Below are 21,160 nucleotides of genomic sequence, written 5' to 3'. Positions count from 1 at the left end.
TAACACCTTATCCTATTTTAGCAGGGGCCACTATTCACATATTTCTTAATGAACCTATATATTCTTTTCGCTTAATAACAGCAAAGAATAGTGACCATATCCCATCTGATGAAGCAAAAGCTGCATTTATGGGTTTACCATTAGAAAGTGATGAATTTCTTGGCTCAAAACTCTCTATATTCGAATTACTGGTACCCAAATACACCCAGACTACTAAGAGAAAAGTAGCCAATACGAGACTCCCGTACTCTGGTATGAACGGAAGGTCACCTTAAGGTCGTGAATGTAGTCGGAACGCGGGCAGAATACCTTTTCGAAACATAGAAATTCCCCGTACCAGTTAACAAGTACGGGGAACAATAGTCTAATTTATTTTCTCGATTCATTATAATCCAAGTGTTTATACTTATCCAGATAACGTGTCGGCATCTTCAAGGCATCTTTACGGAACGGCGGTGCCAGCTGTGTACCATCGACATAAATGTTCAGTACCGCGGGCTTGCGTTTTTTCAGTACATCTTCAATCGCAGGAACGATATCTTCCGGTGTATCAATCGTATAGCCAAGCGCGCCCATTGATTTTGCTACTTCGGCGAATTCAGGTGCTTCAATATTGGAGCCGACATAACGGTCATCATAGTAATCGACCTGATTCTTCTTCTCTGCAGCCCATGCTTTGTTATTAAACACGCAGGCAATGATCGGGATATTCTGTTCAACTGCTGTACTTACTTCATGCAGGCTCATGCCCCATGCACCGTCACCGACGATTGCTAATACAGGCGCATCCGGTTCGGCAAGCTGCGCTCCGAGGGCGGCCGGATAGGCAAAACCGGTGTTGCCGAATGTCAGTGCCGCAATATGACGTCGGGTTTGGTTAAACTTTAAATAGGAATTCGCTGTCGATGAAACGTTGCCGATATCAGATGATACAATCGCATTTTCCGGCATCGCTTTGGTCATCTCTAGCAAGGCACGTCTTGGGTTAATCGGATCGCCATCTTCCATGGCTGAATCCACCAGCTCCTGTTCCCATTCTTCTTTTCGTCTGGTTACCGCCTGCATACGTTCGTTATCCTTTTCAGGTGACGGCATAACTGAATTTAGTTGACGGAAAATCTCATCACTGACCGCTTTCGCATCGCCAATGATGCCCACTTCAACCGGATGTGTCCGTCCGATCTGCCGCGGATTGATATCGATTTGAATGATCTTGGCATGTGTTGGGAAGTAGTCAATATCATAGCACGGCAGGGTTCCGAATTGCGACAGCCGTGTACCGACGGCCAGAACAACGTCTGCTTCCCGCAGTGAATACATGGCCGATTTAGCGCCCATATAGCCGATTGGTCCAACCGCCAATGGATGATTAGCCGGAAATGCGTCATTATGCATATATGCCGTTGCGCCCGGAGCCGTTAAATGTTCGGCGATTTTAACAATAGAATCGACACCATCCGCATCAACTGCCCCGCGGCCGGAAATGATGGCCGGATTTTTGGCATTCTTCAACAGTTCCACAGCGTGCTCAATTGATGCAGGGTCCCCGACTCCCCGTTTATCGGCACGGTACTGATGCGGCTCCAGAATCACATCTTCTACTTCGCCGTAAAAAAGATCACGCGGAATATCGAACAGAACCGGTCCGCGCTCCGCATAAGCGATACGAAATGCCGTGCGAAGTTTATCGGCGACACGATTTTTATTGGTTACCTGCACCGTTTCTTTAGTAATGTCCTTAAAAATCGATACCTGATTGGCTTCCTGGAAGCCGTCCAGGCCAATCGCGTTTGTACCCGCAGACGGAGAAATGACGACCAATGGACTGTGCGCCTGATTCGCGGCCGCAACAGATGTCACCATGTTGGTTATCCCCGGTCCATTTTGGCCGACGATGACGCCTGCTGTTCCGGAAACACGTTCATACGCATCTGCCATGTGTCCCGCGCTTTGCTCATGCCGCACCGGGATAAATCGGATACCTGCTGCCGGGAATAAATCAAGCATATCCATGAATGCCGAGCCGACTATCCCGTAGACCTCTTTAACATTTTCTTTTACAAGTGTTTCCACGATAGCCTCACTCGGGGTCATTTTCACCTTTTGATTCACGGACTCCTTTACCTTTTTCTGTTGCAATACCATGACAATTCCTCCCTTGTATATTATATTTGAACCTAATTTTCAGATTTTCAAAAGGATTCATTTGCACTTTGAAAAATAAATATTTCTGGTAACCACTTTAAATGCACCTTCATCTGTATCAAAAGGATAAGCAATCGCAGGTACAACAGCTTGCGACACAGCACCTGTTTCCTTATCAGGATATTGTTAAAAATAGATTCGATTTGTATTAGAATTCAAACTTTTATTGATATTCATGAAACCACTCCTACCAAATAATTTTATTGTATACTTTTCTCTTTACTTTTTGAATCTTTTTTTGTTTTTATTGCTATTCGTAAACTAGTTCACTCCCAAAAAGGTGATGCCCTCTTTTTAAACACTAGTACTTCAATTGATTTTGACACTGTATAAGGTGGACCCCATTGTCAAGACACATATTTTATAAAAATAAGGTGGGGGGTGAGTTATCATTGTTTTCCCTTTCCCATCTTACTAACTAGCTCTTTCTTGTGTCAGGTTCTGTCAAGGGCGTATTTTCCCTTGACAGGTTCTGGCACAGGAAAGATAATTGCCCAAGATGGAAAGGATAACGGTACGGGCTACCCGAAATAAATAGATGCCGGTGTTTGATAATCTAATGATTGATGAGGCCGTTCATGATTATAAAGGTTCATATAATCCCTTATATTGCTTCTTGCCGCTCTTGGTGACCCATAGTCCTTTAAATAGACTTCTTCGTACTTAAGGCTTCTCCAAAAGCGTTCAATCATGATATTATCCAATGCCCGCCCCCTTGAGTCCATACTAATTTGTACGGATGGATGCTCTTTTAAAAGATTAATGTATTTTGGGCTGGTAAAATGACTGCCTTGATCACTGTTAAATATTTCAGGTGTACCGTGCGTGAATGCGTGTTGTACGGCATCCAGGACAAAGTCAATTGCCAACGTCTGATCCAGTTCCCAACTGATAATGTAACGGGAATACCAGTCGATAATGGCCGTTAGATACATCCAGCTATTATGCAAGCGAATGTATGTAATATCAATGCTCCAAACCTGGTTGGGCCGAGTAATATTCACTCCTTTCAGCAGATATGGATAAATACGGTGCTGTAGATTGCGTTTACTCAAATTAGGACCCGGATAAATGGCTTGTATACCCATTTCACGCATGTGACGCCGCACTCTTTTACGGTTGATATTCACTCCTTTTTTCTTTAGTATTTCAGCAATCCTGCGTGAACCAAAATACGGATATTTGGTATAAATCTCATCAATCCAATGTTTCATGGCAACCTCTTCCGGTGACGGTTGAACAGGCTTATAGTAAAGGCTTGAACGATTGATTCCGAGTAGTTTAGCCTGCTGGGAGATAGGCAGTTCCGGATCTACCCAGTCCACCATCTCCATCCGTTCCCGTCTAGTCGTGGTATATGCCAGATTTTTTTTTGATCCACGACAATTGCGTGGTTAACTTTCCGACTTCTGCATAGAGATTTTCAAGCTTTTCTTCATAGTCGGCTTTCATTTTTTCCTGGTCCTCATTCTGCTTGTTAAAGAGCTTCGGCATTTCTTGCAGGAATTGTGTTTTCCACTTATGAAGTTGGTTCACATGGATTCCGTTTTCCGAAGCAATTTGGCTCATTGGTTTTTCTTCCTTCAAGATTTCCAACACGATTTGTGATTTGAATTCTGGTGTATATCTTTTGCGTTTCATATACCTACCTTAACATCTCCTTTTTTCGTGTCTAAAATCTTGGGTCCATTATAGTATGTTGTGGTTTTGAACCATTTTATTAAAAGAAGGCTGTTTTTGGGGATTAACCGTAAACTATATTCAAAAATTAAAATGAGAATGGTATTCCTTTCTTTCGTCTTTAATTAACTTTTCTTCTACTTTCTCCCTGTTGATGTTTATTCTACAATAGGATTCATATGGCTATACTGGATAGAAAATTGAAAATGCTCGGGAGGCCAGCATAAATGAATCAGTTCGACGCAGACTATTTTCAGCACGCTTCTAAAATACCAATATTCAATTCAGACTTCATTTTATCTAAATCTCCATAACATTTGCTATGGGGACAGCAAGTTCAATAATTATCGTTACCTCTAGGTTGTGCCCCCACTTTATAACCAAATGGCTCCTAAGCAATCAAGTCATATGAGTATGAATGTTAATTACGCAAACCCTTTGACGGCACCTCATGGAACGAATTAGATGTTTTATTTGCTAAAGTCTCTACAACATGCAATAAAACATTTGCTGTTTTTTCTATATCCTCATATGATGTGAATTCCTCTTCACAATGACTGAGTCCCTCAGCACTAGGCGCAAAAATCATACCTGATTTCACAATCTCATTTATATATTTTGCATCGTGACCGGCTGAACTTAAAATTTTTTGATGAGAATAACCATAATCTTTCGCCCCTTCTCCAATTAGGTTAATTATCTCTTCAGAAAATTTGGTACTACCTATTTCTAAATATTGCCCAATACTTATCTCTACCTTCCTACGCTTAGCGCTTTCCTGTAATCGTTCTTTGATGATTTCAATAGCCTTGTTTCTGATGTCATCCTTGAAATGTCTTACAATATACACAAATTCGACTTCACCTGCAGTAATAGTTTGTAATGATGGATGCACCTCAAATGTTCCAATTGCCGGGGATAAACCTTTAAATTGTTCTCTTAAACTATCTATAGCTATTACCATTTCAGAAGCGGCTACTAATGCATCTTTTCTTTCACTCGGCGGATGGGCAGCATGAGTTGATTGTCCTTTAACTAAAACCTTGAATCTTGTTTCACCCTCAACTCCTTGAACAATACCAACTGATTTTTGATTTCTTTCTAAAGTGGGTGACTGTTCAATATGAGGTTCAACATAATATTCTATATTAAAGTCAGTAAAACGATTTTTCACTTCTCCTTTGTAACCTATTTCTTCAAGACTTTGCTCAAATGTTATACCTTCCTTATCTTTAAGTGAATAGACTAAATCCTTTGTGAGGTTTTCGGTAAGCACTCCAGAACTAACCATTGGAACTCCAAACCTACCACCTTCTTCTGCTGTAAAGTTAACTATCTCAATAGGTCTTTCAGTTTCTACATTATAATCATTAAGTGTTCGAATAATCTCAAGAGCAGATAATACTCCTAATATCCCATCAAATCTCCCTCCTTTTGGCTGTGTATCAAGATGTGATCCTATCATAACTGCACCAGCATTCTTGTTTTTTCCATCCCTTCTGCCATAAATGTTTCCTAGATCATCGATACGTACACTTAACCCTGACTCTTTAAGCCACCCAATAAAAACATCCCTCATTTCTTTATCTTCCTTTGAGAGAGGTAGTCTTGTTAATCCACCACCTTTAGTTTTACCTATATTTGAGCTTATCTCAAAGGTTGATTTTAATCGGGGTAAATTAATGTTATTTGGCGAATTACTCATTATCACTCAACTCCTTTATATTTTTTATTGACGCCATAGTTTAGCTACTCATTGACAACGGATGTCAATAGTAACCGTGATTTTGTCCGTATCAGAAATGCCTAAAGGAACGAGAAAACCAAGAAAAAATTTGTCCCGTCTTGTCCCCCTTAGCCTTCTTGAAGATAGAACGTTCTCTACACTTATACATTCAAGTGTTCCATTCTAAACAAATTCCCTAAATTCTCCTTTCCCCTCACTACAAAGAGACGGATTTACATCTTGAACACTTTTTAAAGTTGTCTATACAGCTGTTTGAATGGTCCTCGCTAGTCTTCTTAAGCTTCAGTGTTGATTGCCTTATTAAAGTGGTGCTCTATTTCCTTATATGCCTTATTTGTTAATGCTAGTCGTGGTGGACGTGTTGGTCCAACAGGTTGACCGGCTAATTCCATCATATACTTAATTGATTGAATCAGCTGTGGATTGGCATCGTAATGAAACAATTTAACTAAATCACGATAAAGGATGCTTGCTTCCTCAAACCTTCTTTCCTTTGCTAACTGAAATAGTTTAATACCTTCTTCTGGAAGAGCATTTGAAACTCCAGAGGTCCATCCGGATGCTCCACATAATGCACCTTCCATAGCTAAGTCATCAACCCCCACAAAAACTTCTAAATTAGTTTTTTCTAAAATCTCTTGTACTCGTCGAATATCACCGCTAAATTCTTTGACACCTACTATATTTTCAGATTCCGAAATTTTAGCAAGTAAATCCGGACTTAAATCGACACCAAAATCTCTTGGATTATTAAAAGCAATGATTGGAATACCTACCTCTGAGATAGCCTCGAAATGAGTTATTACTTCATTTTCAAGCGGTTTATAATTAACAGGAGGCAATGCTAAAATTCCATCTGCTTCGTTGCTTTTAGCATGTTTCGCCCAGTCAATAACATCTCTTGTAGCCGAGGCTCCTGTTCCAACGATCACGGAAACACGCCTTTTGCTTGCTTTAATTACAGTTTCAACAACCTTCCTGCGTTCCTCATTCGATAATGTTGCATATTCCCCCAGTGGCCCTGCAGGAATTAACCCATCAACACCTTTGCCAATGAGCCATTCACATATTTCACTCAAACGCTTATAATCTACTTTGTAATCTTTCGTCATTGGGGTTACCAATGAGATATAAACACCTTCAAATTTTTCCATTTTTAACTTCCCTCCTCGGTTTTTGGTAAATATCCCTAAAAAATTGCTTTCCTTCGTTATTACTGTAGTGTGATTGGCTGGTCTCTGCTGTTAAATGGATTGCATTGCTTATAAGCTCCATCTGAACTACCATTGATCACAAGTACCCTACATAAAATATTTTCTGTCATAATTGGCACTACAGGCCGAGCCACCTTCCATTTACAGATATTTTACTTAGAAATCAATTATCAAACTAATATTCCCCTGGACAATAAATGCTCTAATAATACTATTTTTCTTATTGTTAACAAAATTATTAAAATATTCCGTTTATTTATTTTGAAGGGTTACTACATACTCTCTTTATCTGAAGGCGGGATAGTAGGAAGATCATCCCCATTTGCCGAATTAAGATCTTCCCAGTATATCGCCCTGACCTGTTCCGTCTTATCATGTTGAGTAGCCAGACTAATAACAACTAAAGTAAGGAAGGAGACCAAAAATCCAAATAACGTATGATCGATACTTATTCCTAAATAGGGCCAACCTAATGTGGCGATTGCAGTGATCACCATGCTCCAAACTACACCTTTTTTGGTAACCCTTTTCCAAAACATAATAGCTAAAAATGGGAAGACCATTATTGTTGCTGCCAACCTAAGTCCCCACTGCCACATAAGCGCGATGGTAGTCATATTAAAAGCTACAAACACCCCGAGAACTGATATAATAACTACATTAATTCGTGCTGCAATTAAGAGCTGTTTTTCATTTGCATTTGGATTTACTAACCGGGAATATATATCTCTTGTCAGATTAGCACTTCCTGCTAGAATAAAGGAATCAGCACCCGTCACTAATGCGGCAAGTAAACCTACTAAGACAATTCCTCCTATAGCGGGATGTAATATTTCTGCCGCAAAATATGAAAACACTAAATCAGGATCTAAATCCAATGATACATATTGACGAGCTATCACACCGATAGAAAAAGGCAGAATTGCAATCGCACCGGAAATTAGAAAACCTGTGATCCCTGCTTTTTTTGCCACCTGTTCATTTTCTGCAGCAAAAATCCTCTGCCAGGATGTCTGATTAATAAGGTAATAAGGCCCCACCGACAAAGCGAATAAAAGAACTTCAGTTAATCCAAATGGACCAGTGGGAGCAATATATTCGACGGGCGTATTAGAAATAATATCCTTAAATCCTCCAGCATAAAAGAGACTTGCTATAAATAAAACTGCTATACCTGCCCAAAGAACAATAGCTTGAATTGCATCCGTGACAATTGTTGCCGGCAAACCTCCCAAAATGGTAAACCCGAGTATTAATACAAAGGATAAAAAGACAGCCGGGCCAAAATCCATGCCAAATGCAATATTAAATACGGAATACATTGCAACAAGCTGTAAGGATGTTCCTATAACGGCAATACCTATAGAAGAAAGAAAGGATGGTAAAAGCCCGGTATTCCCACCAAAGCGAGTATTAAAAAGATCAGGAAGCGTAAATAGTTTCTGTCTTCTTAAGGGTACTGCAAATACATAGACTAATAACACAGAAAAAATTACTCCCGGTAATGCAAATTTAAAATAGCCAGACAGTCCAACGGTGAAACCCATCCCAAGCCAACCAACAAACACTGCAGCACCGGTCCATGTACTTATGGTGGTACCGGTAATCGACCAGAAACCCATATTCCAGTCTCCAATGAGATAATCGCTATACGTTTTAACCTTGAAAAAGTAATAGAATCCCATTGCAAACAAAAAAATAAAGTAAATACTGATGTAAATTAAATACCAATCCATGATTATTTTCCTCCCTTTAATATTAAATAACCATTGTTCACTTTAAAACTCAGGTACTTGGTTAGGAATATCATGTTGATTGAAAGTTTTTTAACAGGTAAGCAATAAAATGAGAAAGAAAATAGGGTTCCCAAAGAAGAGAAACACAACTTTGAATTTACTCACCTTTCTTTTGCTTAATATATTTTTTAATTTTCCTTGTGGCGGCCGATTGACTGATGCCAAGGCTTTCAGCAACTTTATAAGAAGAACCTACTTTCCCATAAACTTCGTTTATAACATTTTTCTCCACTTTCTCTATAATTTCCTTAAGTGTCAGTTCACCTTTGGAATGTGTCACCACACCCATATGTTCAGGTAAATCCTCCTTTTTAACAACAGGATCATCGGTCATGACAACGAGACGCTCAATCAGATTCCTTAGCTCTCTTACATTTCCCTCCCATGTATACGATAGAAATATCTCCAAAACTTTGGGTGACAACCTAACCTGCTTATTATATGTCTTGTTATGCTCCTCCAAGAAATGCTTAGTTAACCCCAGAATGTCTTCTTTTCTATCTTTAAGTGAGGGAATAATGATGGGAAATATGTTAAGACGGTGATATAGATCCTCACGGAATGTCCCCTCTTCAACAGCTTTTTTCAAATCTCGATTCGTTGCCGACATCACTCTTACATCAATATTTTGCTGCTCTATGCTGCCAACAGGTCGCAATACTTTTTCTTGTAGCACATGCAAGAGCCTTGCTTGCATATGTACAGGAAGCTCACCGATTTCATCAAGAAATAAAGTGCCTCCGTTTGCAGATTTGAACAAACCTTTTTTTCCACCAGGAGATCCCCCTGTGAACATTCCCTCTGTATAGCCAAACAGTTCAACCTCGATCAATGAATCGGGAAGCGTGGCACAATTGATTACATAGAACGGCTGATCCTTGCGCTTACTAAACTGGTGAATTACCTTAGCAATCTTACTTTTTCCTACACCTGTCTCTCCAAGAAGCAGCACATCACTATCAATAGCAGCAACCTTTTTCATTTTATAAAGTGTTTTCTTCATTTCCTCACTGCGTGAAATGATCCCCTCAACATTTGTTTGATCATGAATATTCCTTTTATACTTATTTAATTCACCCTCCATTTCTTCTAATTGTTGCCGTAGATTCATAATTTCGGTTAAATCCCTTGTAAAGGAAATTACACGCTTCATATTTCCCTTTTCATCGTAAACAGGCTTTGCCCGGGCATATACATAACCACCGCCGGCAGACTTTTGTACAAGCTCTATCTGACGCCCTTCTTCGATGACTCTTACTACAGCCGAAGGATTGAATAACCCTTCTACTTCCAAGTCCTTGATATTTTTGCTTAATGCCTCTTCTTTTGTCATACGTAAAAAGGAGGCGCTTACATTATTAAGCATAATAATGTTGCCGTCGGCATCCGTTAAAAGTATTCCTTCAAATGAATATTCAAATATATCCTCCAATTCCCGATTTAACTCCTTAATTTTCTCTAAGTTTTTCATTACGAATATCCTCCTCTAGTCTATCGTCTCCTTTCCTCGTATTATAGCATGAAAAGAACCAGTCCAAGTCACCCTAACGAACATTTCACAATCCCTCTTTCCTTTAAATATGCAAAAATCATGCCACATTAGAAAGTTCCTTGAAAATAGGAACAGACCGAATCGAGCTGATTAAATTAAGTCTAAAAGTACTTAATTTAAGTCTTTTTTGACTTAATTATATAAATGGGATCCCCAGCATATGGATTTCGTCTTGACCACATTTCACGGGCAAGTTTGTTGTTTTATTATTGAAAATACTCGATAAAACTCATTCCACCTATTGTCATCTAAATATTACCAGGTGGAAGACGAAAAGTGAGGGGGTGACACCCGGCACCAGGTTACTCAACCGATGAAAACGAGAAAAAAAGTCCCCGACGAACAAATAAAAGAGTTTTTATTAGAGCTTATAGACTGTGAATACATTATTTCGGCATCATAAACTGACCAGAATGCTCCGGCGTATTTACAAGCTTCAAATCAATAAAAAGAAAGTGTATCATTATGGAAAGACTGGATATTCTACGCCCACAGAGAAGGAAACGGATTACATCCAAGGAAATTAGCATGGAAACCGTGTCAGCATATTTTAACATATTATAAAAAATGTTAATTTGTTGTTATTGCAATATTTAACAGGTGAGTATTATCAAAAATGCATCAATTTATTTCAAGTTATTTCGACTTATGCGTTACCAAATTTGTGACCAATTATGGTACCGTCAAGAAGTTTGTGTAAATAAATAGGATACTCCTCAGAATAGGTGGTGGGTGGTATTTTCAGACATTTCCTGTAACGCTTGGTAAGCACTTGCGACCTCTGAGCTTCCGCTCTGACCATCTTTGGTTATATTCGGTTGATTGAAGGTATACCACCTTTTCTGCTGCCTTTTCACTGGGAAGACTATTCATCGTCTTTGTGCGCTTCTTGATTTCCTTCATCGTCCGCTCAATGATGTTCGTGGTATAAATCATGCGCTGGATCGACGAGGGGTATTTCAAGAATGTCAGAAGCACATTTAAGTCCTCTTCCCATGATTTGACGACTTTTGGATGCTTGGCTTGCCAGTTCTCTTTAAACGTTTTAAATTGGCTCATGGCTTCTTCTCTCGTGCCTGCCTCATAAATAGCCTTTAAATCTTCAGCTACAGCTGTTTGATCCTTTTTACGAACGGCATTGATGGCATTACGAACTTTATGTACCACACGGCGCTGGACGTCAGCCTTTGGATAAATTTCTTTCATCGCTGCTTCAAGTCCGGGCAGGCCATCAAAAACACCAAGCAACACTTCCTCAACACCCCGGTTGTAAAGATCACGGAGAATTTTTTTCCAGCCGAGTGAACTTTCCTGGCCACCGACATAGAAACCGAGAATCTCGCGGTAACCACACCGATGACCAAGTACACGACTTCATTGGCGACATCATCGCGGCGCAGCTTCAGGTAAGTCCCGTCAAGATAAAGGATTGAATAACGTTTCTTTAGCGGGCGCTGCTGCCATGTTTCGATATTTTCGAGTGTGACGTCTGTGATGTTACTAACTGTTGTTGCCGAATAAGCAGAGCCCAGCATGTGTTCAATCATTTGCCCGATTTCACGCGTGCTGACACCTTTCTGATACATTCTTGTTACCGTTTCGCCAACCCATTGATCACGGCGTTGGTAAGGTGAAAACAATTCCGTTTGAAATTCACCATGGCGGTCGCGGGGCACAGCAAGGTCATCAATATGGCCGTGCTTGGTATCAAGCGTTCGTTTGTAGTAACCATTTTTTACTTGCTTCAATTCAGGATGTTCTTCGTTGAAAAACTGTTCCCTTTCCTCTTCCAAAATCGTTTCGAGCTGGTCTTTGACAAAATCACGCACAAGACTATCCAGTTGATTCATAAAGCCATCATTCGTTATACTTTGAGTCATGGTAGGGTTTCTCCTCTCTCTATTTATAGCCAATTCCGAGGGTACCCTACCTCTTTTTTGTCTCAAAGAATTTACACAAACTATTTTACGTCATCCCAATTATAAAATAAAAAATACATCTGAAACAGCCATATAACTATTCAGTATATTGAGTGTAATATAATTTCACATGAGGAGTGAGAAATGAAAATGGATTGTCCTATTTCCAGAAAAGCTTTTAAAGATGATGATATAGTTTTTCTGGATGAACGGAACGGCACGCACACCGTAAATGCTACAATAAGGAACCACAGCAAATAAAAGACATGGCAATTACAGAGAGATTATAATTAAGTATGATTTTTTTTGAGAGTGTTAGAACCCCTAAATGATAGGGCGCTACTTTGTCCATTAATCAAATCATCATCTCCATAACATCACTAATAGGACTCTCCATAGATGATTATTATCAAAACAATCTATTTTGCTGACCGGTATGTGACGGCAAGTTCCATTCATGTTTTATAACCCCTTTACATTCTATTAGGTTGTATCTGGTATGATAAACAAAATCTCAACAAGAAAGAAGACATTCCTATTTGATAGACTACCCTTTTTGTCAGTTATGTTTCATTAATGAACTGATATTTGCATGTTTTCTGGTTTTTGTTATCTCATTTGGATGTGTAATCATAACCTGCTTTCTAATAGTTTTTTAATGAATTTCGGGAAATAGAAAAAATATCGGGTATATGATGTCTTGACTTTCCAGCAATCATCATCTGACTGATCATTTCTCCCAAGATGCTGGCATATTTAAATCCATGACCGGAAAAACCACCTGCTATCAATACATTTCGATTTTTCGGATGCCAATCTAGTATGAAATGCTTATCTGGTGTTTTCGTGACCATACATGTTTGTCCATAGCTTATTCGACTTGTAAGCCCCGGTAAGAAACGCTCCACAAATTCCTTGAAATCCTGTTCATCTTTCGTATACTTACCAAAATCTTGCTTAAAAAAATCTGGTTCAATATCTCTTTCTGAATCATTACGGCCTATTTTAACACCATTACCTGTAATATCCGGGAAACCATAATATTTCCGGTTCTCAAAGCTGAAATAGAAGCTAGGCAGTAAAGGATATTTATAGAGTGGCTTCTCAGTGGCATACCACCCCAGTGTTTTACGGACTACCTGTATGGGAAGATTTAACTCAGACAATATCTTGCCTGTCCAGGCACCTGTAGTGAGAATCACTTGGTCAGCATAAATCGTTCCCTTTATCGTATTTAGTGTTAAGTAATCTTCGTTAAATTTCATTTCAGTTACCTTTGTATGAGCCAATAATTTCGCATTATTCTTCAGTGCTAGTTCTTTATAAGCTAGAATGCAATCTTCATTTAAAAGTGCACCTGATGAATGTTCAAGATACCCTTTAAAATGGGATGGCAATTCAAATCCGGGCCACCTTTCTTTTATCTGGGCTGCCGTAAGCTCTTCTAACTCCAGACCAAAAGTTTTAGCACTTTTTACCGATTTCCGGATGAATGATGCATCTCTTTCACCGACCATTAAGGTTCCGGTTGGAACAAATAATTTTTTCTTTGACTCCTTTTCTAGTTGATGCCATCTATCTTGAGCTTTTAAAGCCAAGTCTGCGTATTCTTCTCCTTCTCCAGCTGCATGACGGATTAATCTTGTTTCACCGTGGTGACTCCCAATATCATGAGGCGGGTCATGGGAATCAATTAATAGAACATCAATTCCTTCCTTAGATAAATAATACCCAGCTGCCATACCGACTGACCCTGCCCCAACAATTGCAATACTGCATTTATTTTTCATCTAATTAACCACCTTTACGTAAAAAACATTTTATAAGTCTGACTTTTTGAAGGTTTTTTTACAAATCGTTTAGGATTAAAATGGCCAACCTTACTCTTAGCTTCTCCACTTAAAATTATGTCGGAAATTATTTTTCCAGTAGCGGGGGCCATTGCTACTCCTACCATACCATGGCCTGTGGCAATATAAGAGTTCTCTAAATCTGGTATTTGGCCAAGGACCGGCAAACCATCCGGTGTCATTGGGCGCATCCCTGTCCATTCCTCCTCATGATCACCTGTAAGAGGTTCCTTCAAATACTTCAAAATGGATTCCCGCAGACTGTCAATTCTTCCTCTATCTAATTTTAGATTAATACCTGACAATTCCATCGTACCACCAATTCTTACTTTACCAGTAAAAGGAGTAATCCCGGCTTTTGAATCACCAAGATATAATGGTCGGGTAAAAGATAAATTGGGATTTGAAATTGTAATGCTATAGCCCTTTCCGGCTTCCATAGGTAATGAATAATTTAATTTTTTAGTAAGCAAACTGGACCAGGCACCCGCAGTCACCAAAATCGTATCTGCATTAATCAGCTCATTGCTTGTTTGAACAGCAGTAATTTTTTCATCATTGATATCAAAACCTATCACTTCTTCATTCGGTCTCATTTCGACATTCATTTCTGCTAGTTTATCTATCAAAGCTTTTGAGAGCGACTGTGGATTAACATGTCTTTGCTGTTTTAACCAAATGCCTCCAAACACCTTATCGCTTAAGTTTGGTTCCATATCCCGTAATTCCCGACCTGATAATCTCACAGGTGCTTCATGTCCATAGGCTTCGGCCTTTCTTTCAAACCCTTTCATTTTTTGATTCAGCACTTCCTCATTAAAAAAGGCGAATAACATTCCTTCATTGTGCATTTCAAAATCTACACCATCTTCTTTCATAAAATCATATAGTTGAAATGTTGAACGGCTAAGATAATGAAGTGCTGCCTCAGCATTTTGAAAATCATTTTCATTACAATGCTTGATAAACTGCATTAACCAAGGAGTTAAGCGGGGTATTGCTGTAGGCTTCAGATAAAGCGGGTCATCTTTTTTCATCATTCCCAGCATAGATGAGCCAACAAGTCCCGGTTCCGGCATAGGGGCATGTAAAGCCGGACACACCCAGCCTTGATTCCCTCTGGAACACGCCTCTCCAAAACTATCTTTTTCCAGGAGTGTTACATTCGCTCCATTCCTGCTCAGAAAATATGCGCTGGTTAATCCTATAATACCTCCACCAATAATCACAACTTTTTTCGTCATACTATTCTCCTTTACTCTAAATAACTCCTCAACTAAATTATTTGTTCTTTGCATGTTTAATCCATCCAATAGCAACTAATAAAGCGGTAATATAGCAAACACCTATTGAGAAATAAACTATAAAGTCCCATATATTCATATACTTTCCTCCCTTGTAAACAGAGTCTGCTTAGTTGATTACGAAGCTTTTGGAAGATCCTTTGATACTGATGTAAAATGCACACTGTAAAAAACAATAAGATTCATGACTATTCCAATTACAATAGCTGGGATTGCGAAGGGTTCTCCCAAATTCATCCAAATAAGTGTTATGATTAAACCAGCTATTATAGAAGGTGTACCTGCATGCACTGATACCTTTCTTTCCAATGATTCTCCCGACATAATTCCTATAACTAATGGTGGAAGAATGGAAGGTGCCCAAAGCTGAAATAAATAAAGCATCAAATCCATTACACTCGGAATAAATAGTGAAATAATCACACCACCGAATCCTACTACCAGTGTTGCATATTTCGTCCAGTCAATCATAATTTTGTCAGTAGCTTCTTTATTTATATATTTTCCGTAAATATCCCTAGTGAAGATAACTGCAGCTGTATTTAAAATTGAACTTCCTGTTGACATCACCGCTGCCATTAAAGCCCCAAAAGTCAAACCAATAATCCCTATTGGTAAGTATTGTTGTATAAAAGTAACAAATACCATATCTCCATTTATCCTTGGGAACTGTAAAAACCCAATCAAGCCAATTACCATAATAACTATCGTCAGAAATACATACATAAGGGCAAAGGATACAGTAGTCCACCTACTGGTTTTCTCATCTTCAGAAGACGCATACCGTTGTATATAGTGCGGTGCCAGAGCTTCACCTAATAGGAAACTCAAAAAGTTAGCAATGAATATGCTCGTAGTCCAAGCTCCACCATAAAAGGCTAACTGCTCAGGATTTATTGCATTTACTTGTTCAATAATGCTTGTCATACCACCCATTCTATTTAAACCAACGACAGTAGCCGTGGCTATCCCTATAACCAATAGTATAAATTGCATTGTGTCCGTGTATATTACTGCCAACATTCCTCCAGCCCAAGTATAAATAATCGTAATTGCAGCAGCTATAATTGTTAAAGTAACAAAAGGTAAACCAATAATTGGCTCTAAAATACGCCCAAGTGCTAATACTTGTACTCCAAAAACACCCACCATGAAAAGAAAAGCAATAATGCTAGAAACCAACTGACCGGAACGGCCGTAGTAAAATTCCATAATATCTCCGAGAGTATAAATATCTTTCATTTGTCTGATTCTCGGAGCAACAAAATAGCCTATAAGTGTCTGGCTTATAACAACACCCATTAAAGCAAGAAACACAACGATACCTGTTTCATAAACAAAAGAAACTCTCCCTACCGTGGCTCCACCACCTGCCAGCGAAGCCCCAATTGTTGCGAAAATTAATGCAAATGGCATTGACCGCCCAGCGACAGAATAATCATTAAACGATTTTATTTTCTTCATTGTGTAAAACCCTATCCAAAGGACAACTACCATGTAAAGAAGGATAATCGATAAATCCAATACACTAATTTGCACCTAAATTCCCCCTTGTATATTTGTTTTCATCTGCGCAGATGCCGCATTGACAATCGCTTATCTTCCGTACTTAATATTCAAACACCATAATCCGAACAGGCCATCAAGATATTGATTGCCTCCTTCGTCGGTAAAACATGTTCCGTCACCGGATTGAACCCCCATGATCAACCGCAACATCGATAATGATCAAACCGATGACATCTTCTCACTATGCCTTTCAAAAACAAGCTGAGGGGTTTTACCCACCCTCGCTTCGTACTCAACATTATAGAAACCGCTTCCATTATGGCGATCACTTCAATCAGCAGATCATAACCAGCATCTGTATACCGCCACCATAAGAACATGCTTAACTAATTTTACTTGCTTAAATACAGTATATGGGATTAGATATATGAATCACAATATTTTTAGCCAATTCTGTTATTTTAAATGATAATAAATCTTATAACACACTATAATAATCCCAATTTTGGAGCAAGAAAAGGAACGTCTATTTAAGCTTTTATACCCACATGATATTCTAAAAATTCAAGTAATTTTAATGTGTAACTTGACTTTTGCCAAAATTATAAGCGATCTCCAAAAAGTTTAGTGGCTATTTGGAAACCCCTCGAAATCTTAACAGCTAATATCGGTCACTTTTCCGCACACTAAAATTGTTTATAGCCGTCATAAGTGCTGATATAACAAGGTTATTAAACCTATATTACATTATGCTGCCCATTCTCCATCAATATTTTCTAGCATTGACTTACATTCGTACACCTTCAATAACTAGAGTTATTGCCCCAACAACAGAACAACCGTTTGTTTATGTTTGTTGCAATCTAGTAAAAATGTGGTCAATTAAGTGGTCAAATTATATTACGTTATTCTGAAGCATATACTGCAGATTATTAATCGATTAATAGATTAATATTGGAGCGAATAGCTCTCACTAAGTTTTCTCTATAATGCGGAAACGCAAAAATGTTTAATTCCAAAAGTGCTTTATAATCATCAACACCAGATATATAACACGAAAAATTAACACTTGGAATGGAAACAATATATTCTTCAGTGTCGTTAGGGTCTTCTTTTGTTATATACATAAATGCTAGCATTTCATTCTCGAATACGGCATCGGAAACATCTATAGCAATTGTTTTTAACATTTTATAACCTCTCTTATTAATAGGTTCAATAGTTCCACCCAAGCTTGACAACACTTAACACTGAAAACCGGATCTATGTCAAGAAATTGGACACATAAAATGTTGAATACCCCTTTAAGCAGTTGTTTTTAGCTGTTGGATATACATTTTTTCATATTATAATGGTGACAAATAATTAATAGCTGAATGAATCCGTTTATAATTAGGTGCTACTGAATAACTAAAAAGTTCAATTATCGCAAGGATTTTAGCTTTTTTTGTCGAAATAGATGCAAAGGAAATGTCGTGAAAAGACCAAAAACCCTTGCAGCTGGAGGACGAAAATCATGTATAATCATTCTGAACGCCAAAGGGTGTTCCCCGGTGACTTCTTTCTTCCATTCGGAGGAGAGTTAAACCCTGAGAATCGTTGGGTAATCCTGGCCAACCTCATTCCATGGTGGAAAATTGAAGAGCGCTACAAAAAGCAACTGAAGGATCTAACTCAAGGAGCCCATGCCAACTCGGTCCGACTCGCTTTGGGTGCGTTAATCATTAAAGAACGCCTGGGCACGAGTGACGTCGAAACGGTTGAACAGATTATCGAGAATCCGTATCTTCAGTACTTTATTGGACTGCCGGAATTTCAATTTGAAGCGCCTTTTCATTCCTCATCGATGACCCATTTCCGCAAGCGAATCACCCGGGAAATCATCGATCAGGTGAATGAATGGGTTGTGGAAGAACAGCAATCCGACGACAACCAGGATGACGATGATGATCATTCAGGCGGAAGAAGCGATGATTCTTCCGACCGGTCAGACCACACTCAGGAAAAAGATTCTAGTGCACCCCGTCACTGTCAGGGTAAGCTCCTGATGGATGCCACATGCGCGCCGGCTGATATCTCCTATCCGACCGATTTGAAGCTGTTGAATGATGGACGTGAGAAATTGGAATCGATGATTGATACGCTTCACGCTCCCTTTTGCGGCCAACAGGATAAACCAAGAACATACCGAAAGAAGGCCCGTAAAGACTACTTGGCTCTTGCTAAACAGAAGAAGCCGTCCAAACGCAAACTTCGAAAAGGGATCAAAAAGCAGCTGAGCTACATGGAAGAGATCTTACCCACCTTCAAACCCTTGCCGGACGAGGCGGGCTGGGACTTCTCAATACCAAACAATATCGGGACCTTTTCGTGATTCAGGAGCTCTATCGCCAGCAAAAGCTGATGTTTCAGACGAAAACGCATCGCGTTGACGACCGTATTGTAAGCATTTCCCAGCCCCATGTTCGTCCGATTGTCCGCGGTAAACCCCATACCAACGTGGAGTTTGGAGCAAAACTTTCGCTCAGTCTTGTTGACGGCTGGGCATTTCTCGATAACCTAAAGTGGGATGCGTATCATGAAGCCGGCGACTTGCCCGCTTCAGTTGAGCGATACGTGAGTCGGAACGGGGTTTACCCCGAAGCTGTGCTGGCCGATAAGATTTATTTGACGCGTGAAAACCGCCGGTACTGTAAGGAACGTGGCATCCGGTTAAGTGGCCCGAAGCTTGGACGCCCGCCTAAAAAAGAAGACAAGGAGCAGAAACAGATCGCGTACCAGGATGCGTCTGAACGAAATGCCATTGAAGGTAAGTTCGGTGAAGCAAAGCGCACTTATGGACTCGGTCTTATTCAAGCACGTCTTCAGCAGACAAGTGAATCGGTCATTTCGCTTCAGGTGCTTAATCTAAACCTCTCGAAAGCCCTTCGAGAGCTTCTTTTCTTATTTTTTCACGTCTATGGTCTATCCACTATCAGAATTGAGAAAATCACTTATTCACATTTGGACAAAACATTGAGTTATTCAGTAACCCCTATTTACTTGTACTTTAGATGACATCAAAACCCCTCCCAAAGCGTATTTTATCTCTTGGGAGGGATAATAGGAAAAATGTTCTACAAGCGAAGATATTTCCTTTGTACTGACAATTTGATAAAAGTTATTTCCTATTCAATCCCTTGTTATCTTAGCTCTAATAACCCGTCATATCCATTCCCTTTGATTCTTGAACTTCATCTATTGCATCTATATAAGATTGACTTCTTTTCGTTTTTATATCTATATTTTCTGAGATTTCATAATCTATTTGCCGCAACTGATGTATCATTGTACAATAATGAATGAAAGAAGGGATCATGATTGCCTAGCATCCAATATGGAAAGACCATAATATATTACAACCATTATATACAGTCCCGAAAAGACGTAAAAATATCAATAGACCTCGTAAATGGTGTTGAAGTATTTGCACCAAAGACGATTACAAATGTTAAATTAACACAAATCATGCAACGTAAGGCTGAATGGATAACAAATAAGCTTGAGGAACTGAACGAAGCCAATACAAGCGTTCAAACAAAAGAATTTGTCAGTGGCGAAAAACTCCCTTATCTAGGTCGACATTATCGTCTTAAAGTATTAAAAGAGCCTGTGCAAAATGCTGATATTCAAATGAAACAAGGACGTTTCTTTGCCACAGTTCCACATAATTGGTCTCATAAAAAAACACAGCGTACACTAGAAAGAAAATTAATCGAGTGGTATCGTCAATACGGTATCAAAAAAATAGAAGAAAGGGCTGGCCACTATCAAGCCATGCTTGGTGTCTCTCCTAATTCCATAAGCCTACGTATTCAGCACAAACGATGGGGAACCTGCACACCTAATGGTGATATCTATCTAAACTGGCGAATCATTATGGCTCCCGTTCGTATAATTGATTATGTGATTGTCCATGAATTAACTCACCTAATTGTCCCCAAACATAACGACAAGTTTTGGCGATTGGTCAAAACGACCTTGCCTCACTATAAGGAATCAAAAGAATGGTTACGAGTACATGGTGTCGAATTACATTGTATTGGCTGAATCTGTTAAAGCATATAATCCATGGTCGATTCGTTTGTTATCGTTATATATTGCTCGATGTTTGGCATTTACGCAGCACTTGCTTGTTAAATGCGTACGAATCGTTGACTCTTTATAAGTGGTCCCAGCTCTCTCCATCCTATCCAAAACTTCCTGGATGGAGAATTGGTTCTCACCTTTTTGTTTCACAAGGTGCTTTATCACCTGTAACATTTCATCACGACAACTTGTCCTTTGCTTATGATCCATTACCATGCTTCCACCCAGTTCAAATATATTCTCATGCTGTTACTTG

General features: G+C 39.3%; 12 protein-coding genes and 2 pseudogenes. 2 read left to right on the top strand and 12 right to left on the bottom strand.

Annotated features, from left to right (window positions below):
* Positions 1-369: 369 nt before the first annotated feature.
* The 11 genes and pseudogenes from xsc to ON01_RS05655 all read right to left on the bottom strand — a co-directional run bounded on the left by xsc (position 370) and on the right by ON01_RS05655 (position 17,966).
* Entirely contained in the window at positions 370-2,145 is a 1,776-nt protein-coding gene (gene xsc, locus ON01_RS05710; protein WP_010530052.1) for a sulfoacetaldehyde acetyltransferase, read from the bottom strand.
* Positions 2,146-2,726: 581 nt separating this feature from the next.
* A protein-coding gene (locus ON01_RS05705) for an IS3 family transposase (RefSeq protein ID WP_138919703.1) occupies positions 2,727-3,846 on the bottom strand; the annotation gives its coding sequence in 2 pieces (ribosomal slippage) (positions 2,727-3,579 and positions 3,578-3,846; 1,122 coding nt in all).
* A gap of 460 nt (positions 3,847-4,306) precedes the next feature.
* A complete protein-coding gene (locus tag ON01_RS05695; protein ID WP_010530051.1) occupies positions 4,307-5,590 on the bottom strand; it encodes a M20 family metallo-hydrolase in 1,284 nt (427 codons plus the stop codon).
* 317 nt (positions 5,591-5,907) lie between these two features.
* The gene (locus ON01_RS05690; RefSeq protein ID WP_010530050.1) at positions 5,908-6,786 is read right to left on the bottom strand and encodes a dihydrodipicolinate synthase family protein; all 879 of its coding nucleotides are present in this window, start codon (positions 6,784-6,786) and stop codon (positions 5,908-5,910) included.
* 332 nt (positions 6,787-7,118) lie between these two features.
* On the bottom strand, positions 7,119-8,582 hold the full coding sequence (locus ON01_RS05685; protein WP_010530049.1) for a sodium:solute symporter family protein: 1,464 nt from the start codon (positions 8,580-8,582) through the stop codon (positions 7,119-7,121).
* A gap of 157 nt (positions 8,583-8,739) precedes the next feature.
* Complete coding sequence (locus ON01_RS05680; protein ID WP_010530048.1) at positions 8,740-10,113, bottom strand: sigma-54 interaction domain-containing protein; 1,374 nt, start codon at positions 10,111-10,113, stop codon at positions 8,740-8,742.
* 797 nt (positions 10,114-10,910) lie between these two features.
* A pseudogene (locus tag ON01_RS05675) lies at positions 10,911-12,074 on the bottom strand (IS256 family transposase).
* Between the two features lie 683 nt (positions 12,075-12,757).
* A complete protein-coding gene (gene solA, locus ON01_RS05670) occupies positions 12,758-13,903 on the bottom strand; it encodes an N-methyl-L-tryptophan oxidase (protein WP_010530047.1) in 1,146 nt (381 codons plus the stop codon).
* Positions 13,904-13,917: 14 nt separating this feature from the next.
* Positions 13,918-15,261: an NAD(P)/FAD-dependent oxidoreductase gene (locus ON01_RS05665; RefSeq protein WP_138919729.1), complete on the bottom strand. Its 1,344-nt coding sequence runs from the start codon at positions 15,259-15,261 to the stop codon at positions 13,918-13,920.
* Between the two features lie 123 nt (positions 15,262-15,384).
* Positions 15,385-16,806 carry a sodium:solute symporter family protein gene (locus ON01_RS05660; protein WP_010530045.1) on the bottom strand — a complete coding sequence of 474 codons (1,422 nt, stop codon included), beginning with the start codon at positions 16,804-16,806 and terminating at the stop codon, positions 15,385-15,387.
* Positions 16,807-17,708: 902 nt separating this feature from the next.
* Entirely contained in the window at positions 17,709-17,966 is a 258-nt protein-coding gene (locus tag ON01_RS05655) for a hypothetical protein (protein WP_010530044.1), read from the bottom strand.
* A 326-nt stretch (positions 17,967-18,292) separates the two neighbouring features.
* On the opposite strand from ON01_RS05655, the pseudogene ON01_RS05650 reads away from it, so the two are divergent.
* Positions 18,293-19,833 (top strand): annotated as a pseudogene (locus ON01_RS05650) (IS5 family transposase).
* 303 nt (positions 19,834-20,136) lie between these two features.
* Positions 20,137-20,865, top strand: coding sequence for a M48 family metallopeptidase (locus tag ON01_RS05645; protein WP_010530041.1), 729 nt, complete (start codon positions 20,137-20,139; stop codon positions 20,863-20,865).
* Here ON01_RS05645 and ON01_RS05640 read toward each other — a convergent pair.
* On the bottom strand, positions 20,848-21,114 hold the full coding sequence (locus ON01_RS05640; protein WP_010530040.1) for a DUF7669 domain-containing protein: 267 nt from the start codon (positions 21,112-21,114) through the stop codon (positions 20,848-20,850). The two genes, ON01_RS05645 and ON01_RS05640, sit on opposite strands and share 18 nt — an antisense overlap.
* Positions 21,115-21,160: the final 46 nt, after the last annotated feature.

The sequence above is a fragment of the Lentibacillus jeotgali genome (genome assembly GCF_000224785.1).
In the GTDB taxonomy this organism is placed as follows: domain Bacteria; phylum Bacillota; class Bacilli; order Bacillales; family Amphibacillaceae; genus Lentibacillus; species Lentibacillus jeotgali.
This window is presented reverse-complemented; position numbering and strand designations above follow the sequence as displayed.

Coding starts and splice junctions, on each gene's coding strand:
- xsc (WP_010530052.1), bottom strand. CDS start 2,145: ATGGTATTGCAACAGAAAAAGGTAAAGGAGTCCGTGAATCAAAAGGTG.
- ON01_RS05695 (WP_010530051.1), bottom strand. CDS start 5,590: ATGAGTAATTCGCCAAATAACATTAATTTACCCCGATTAAAATCAACC.
- ON01_RS05690 (WP_010530050.1), bottom strand. CDS start 6,786: ATGGAAAAATTTGAAGGTGTTTATATCTCATTGGTAACCCCAATGACG.
- ON01_RS05685 (WP_010530049.1), bottom strand. CDS start 8,582: ATGGATTGGTATTTAATTTACATCAGTATTTACTTTATTTTTTTGTTT.
- ON01_RS05680 (WP_010530048.1), bottom strand. CDS start 10,113: ATGAAAAACTTAGAGAAAATTAAGGAGTTAAATCGGGAATTGGAGGAT.
- solA (WP_010530047.1), bottom strand. CDS start 13,903: ATGAAAAATAAATGCAGTATTGCAATTGTTGGGGCAGGGTCAGTCGGT.
- ON01_RS05665 (WP_138919729.1), bottom strand. CDS start 15,261: ATGCAAAGAACAAATAATTTAGTTGAGGAGTTATTTAGAGTAAAGGAG.
- ON01_RS05655 (WP_010530044.1), bottom strand. CDS start 17,966: ATGTTAAAAACAATTGCTATAGATGTTTCCGATGCCGTATTCGAGAAT.
- ON01_RS05640 (WP_010530040.1), bottom strand. CDS start 21,114: ATGGATCATAAGCAAAGGACAAGTTGTCGTGATGAAATGTTACAGGTG.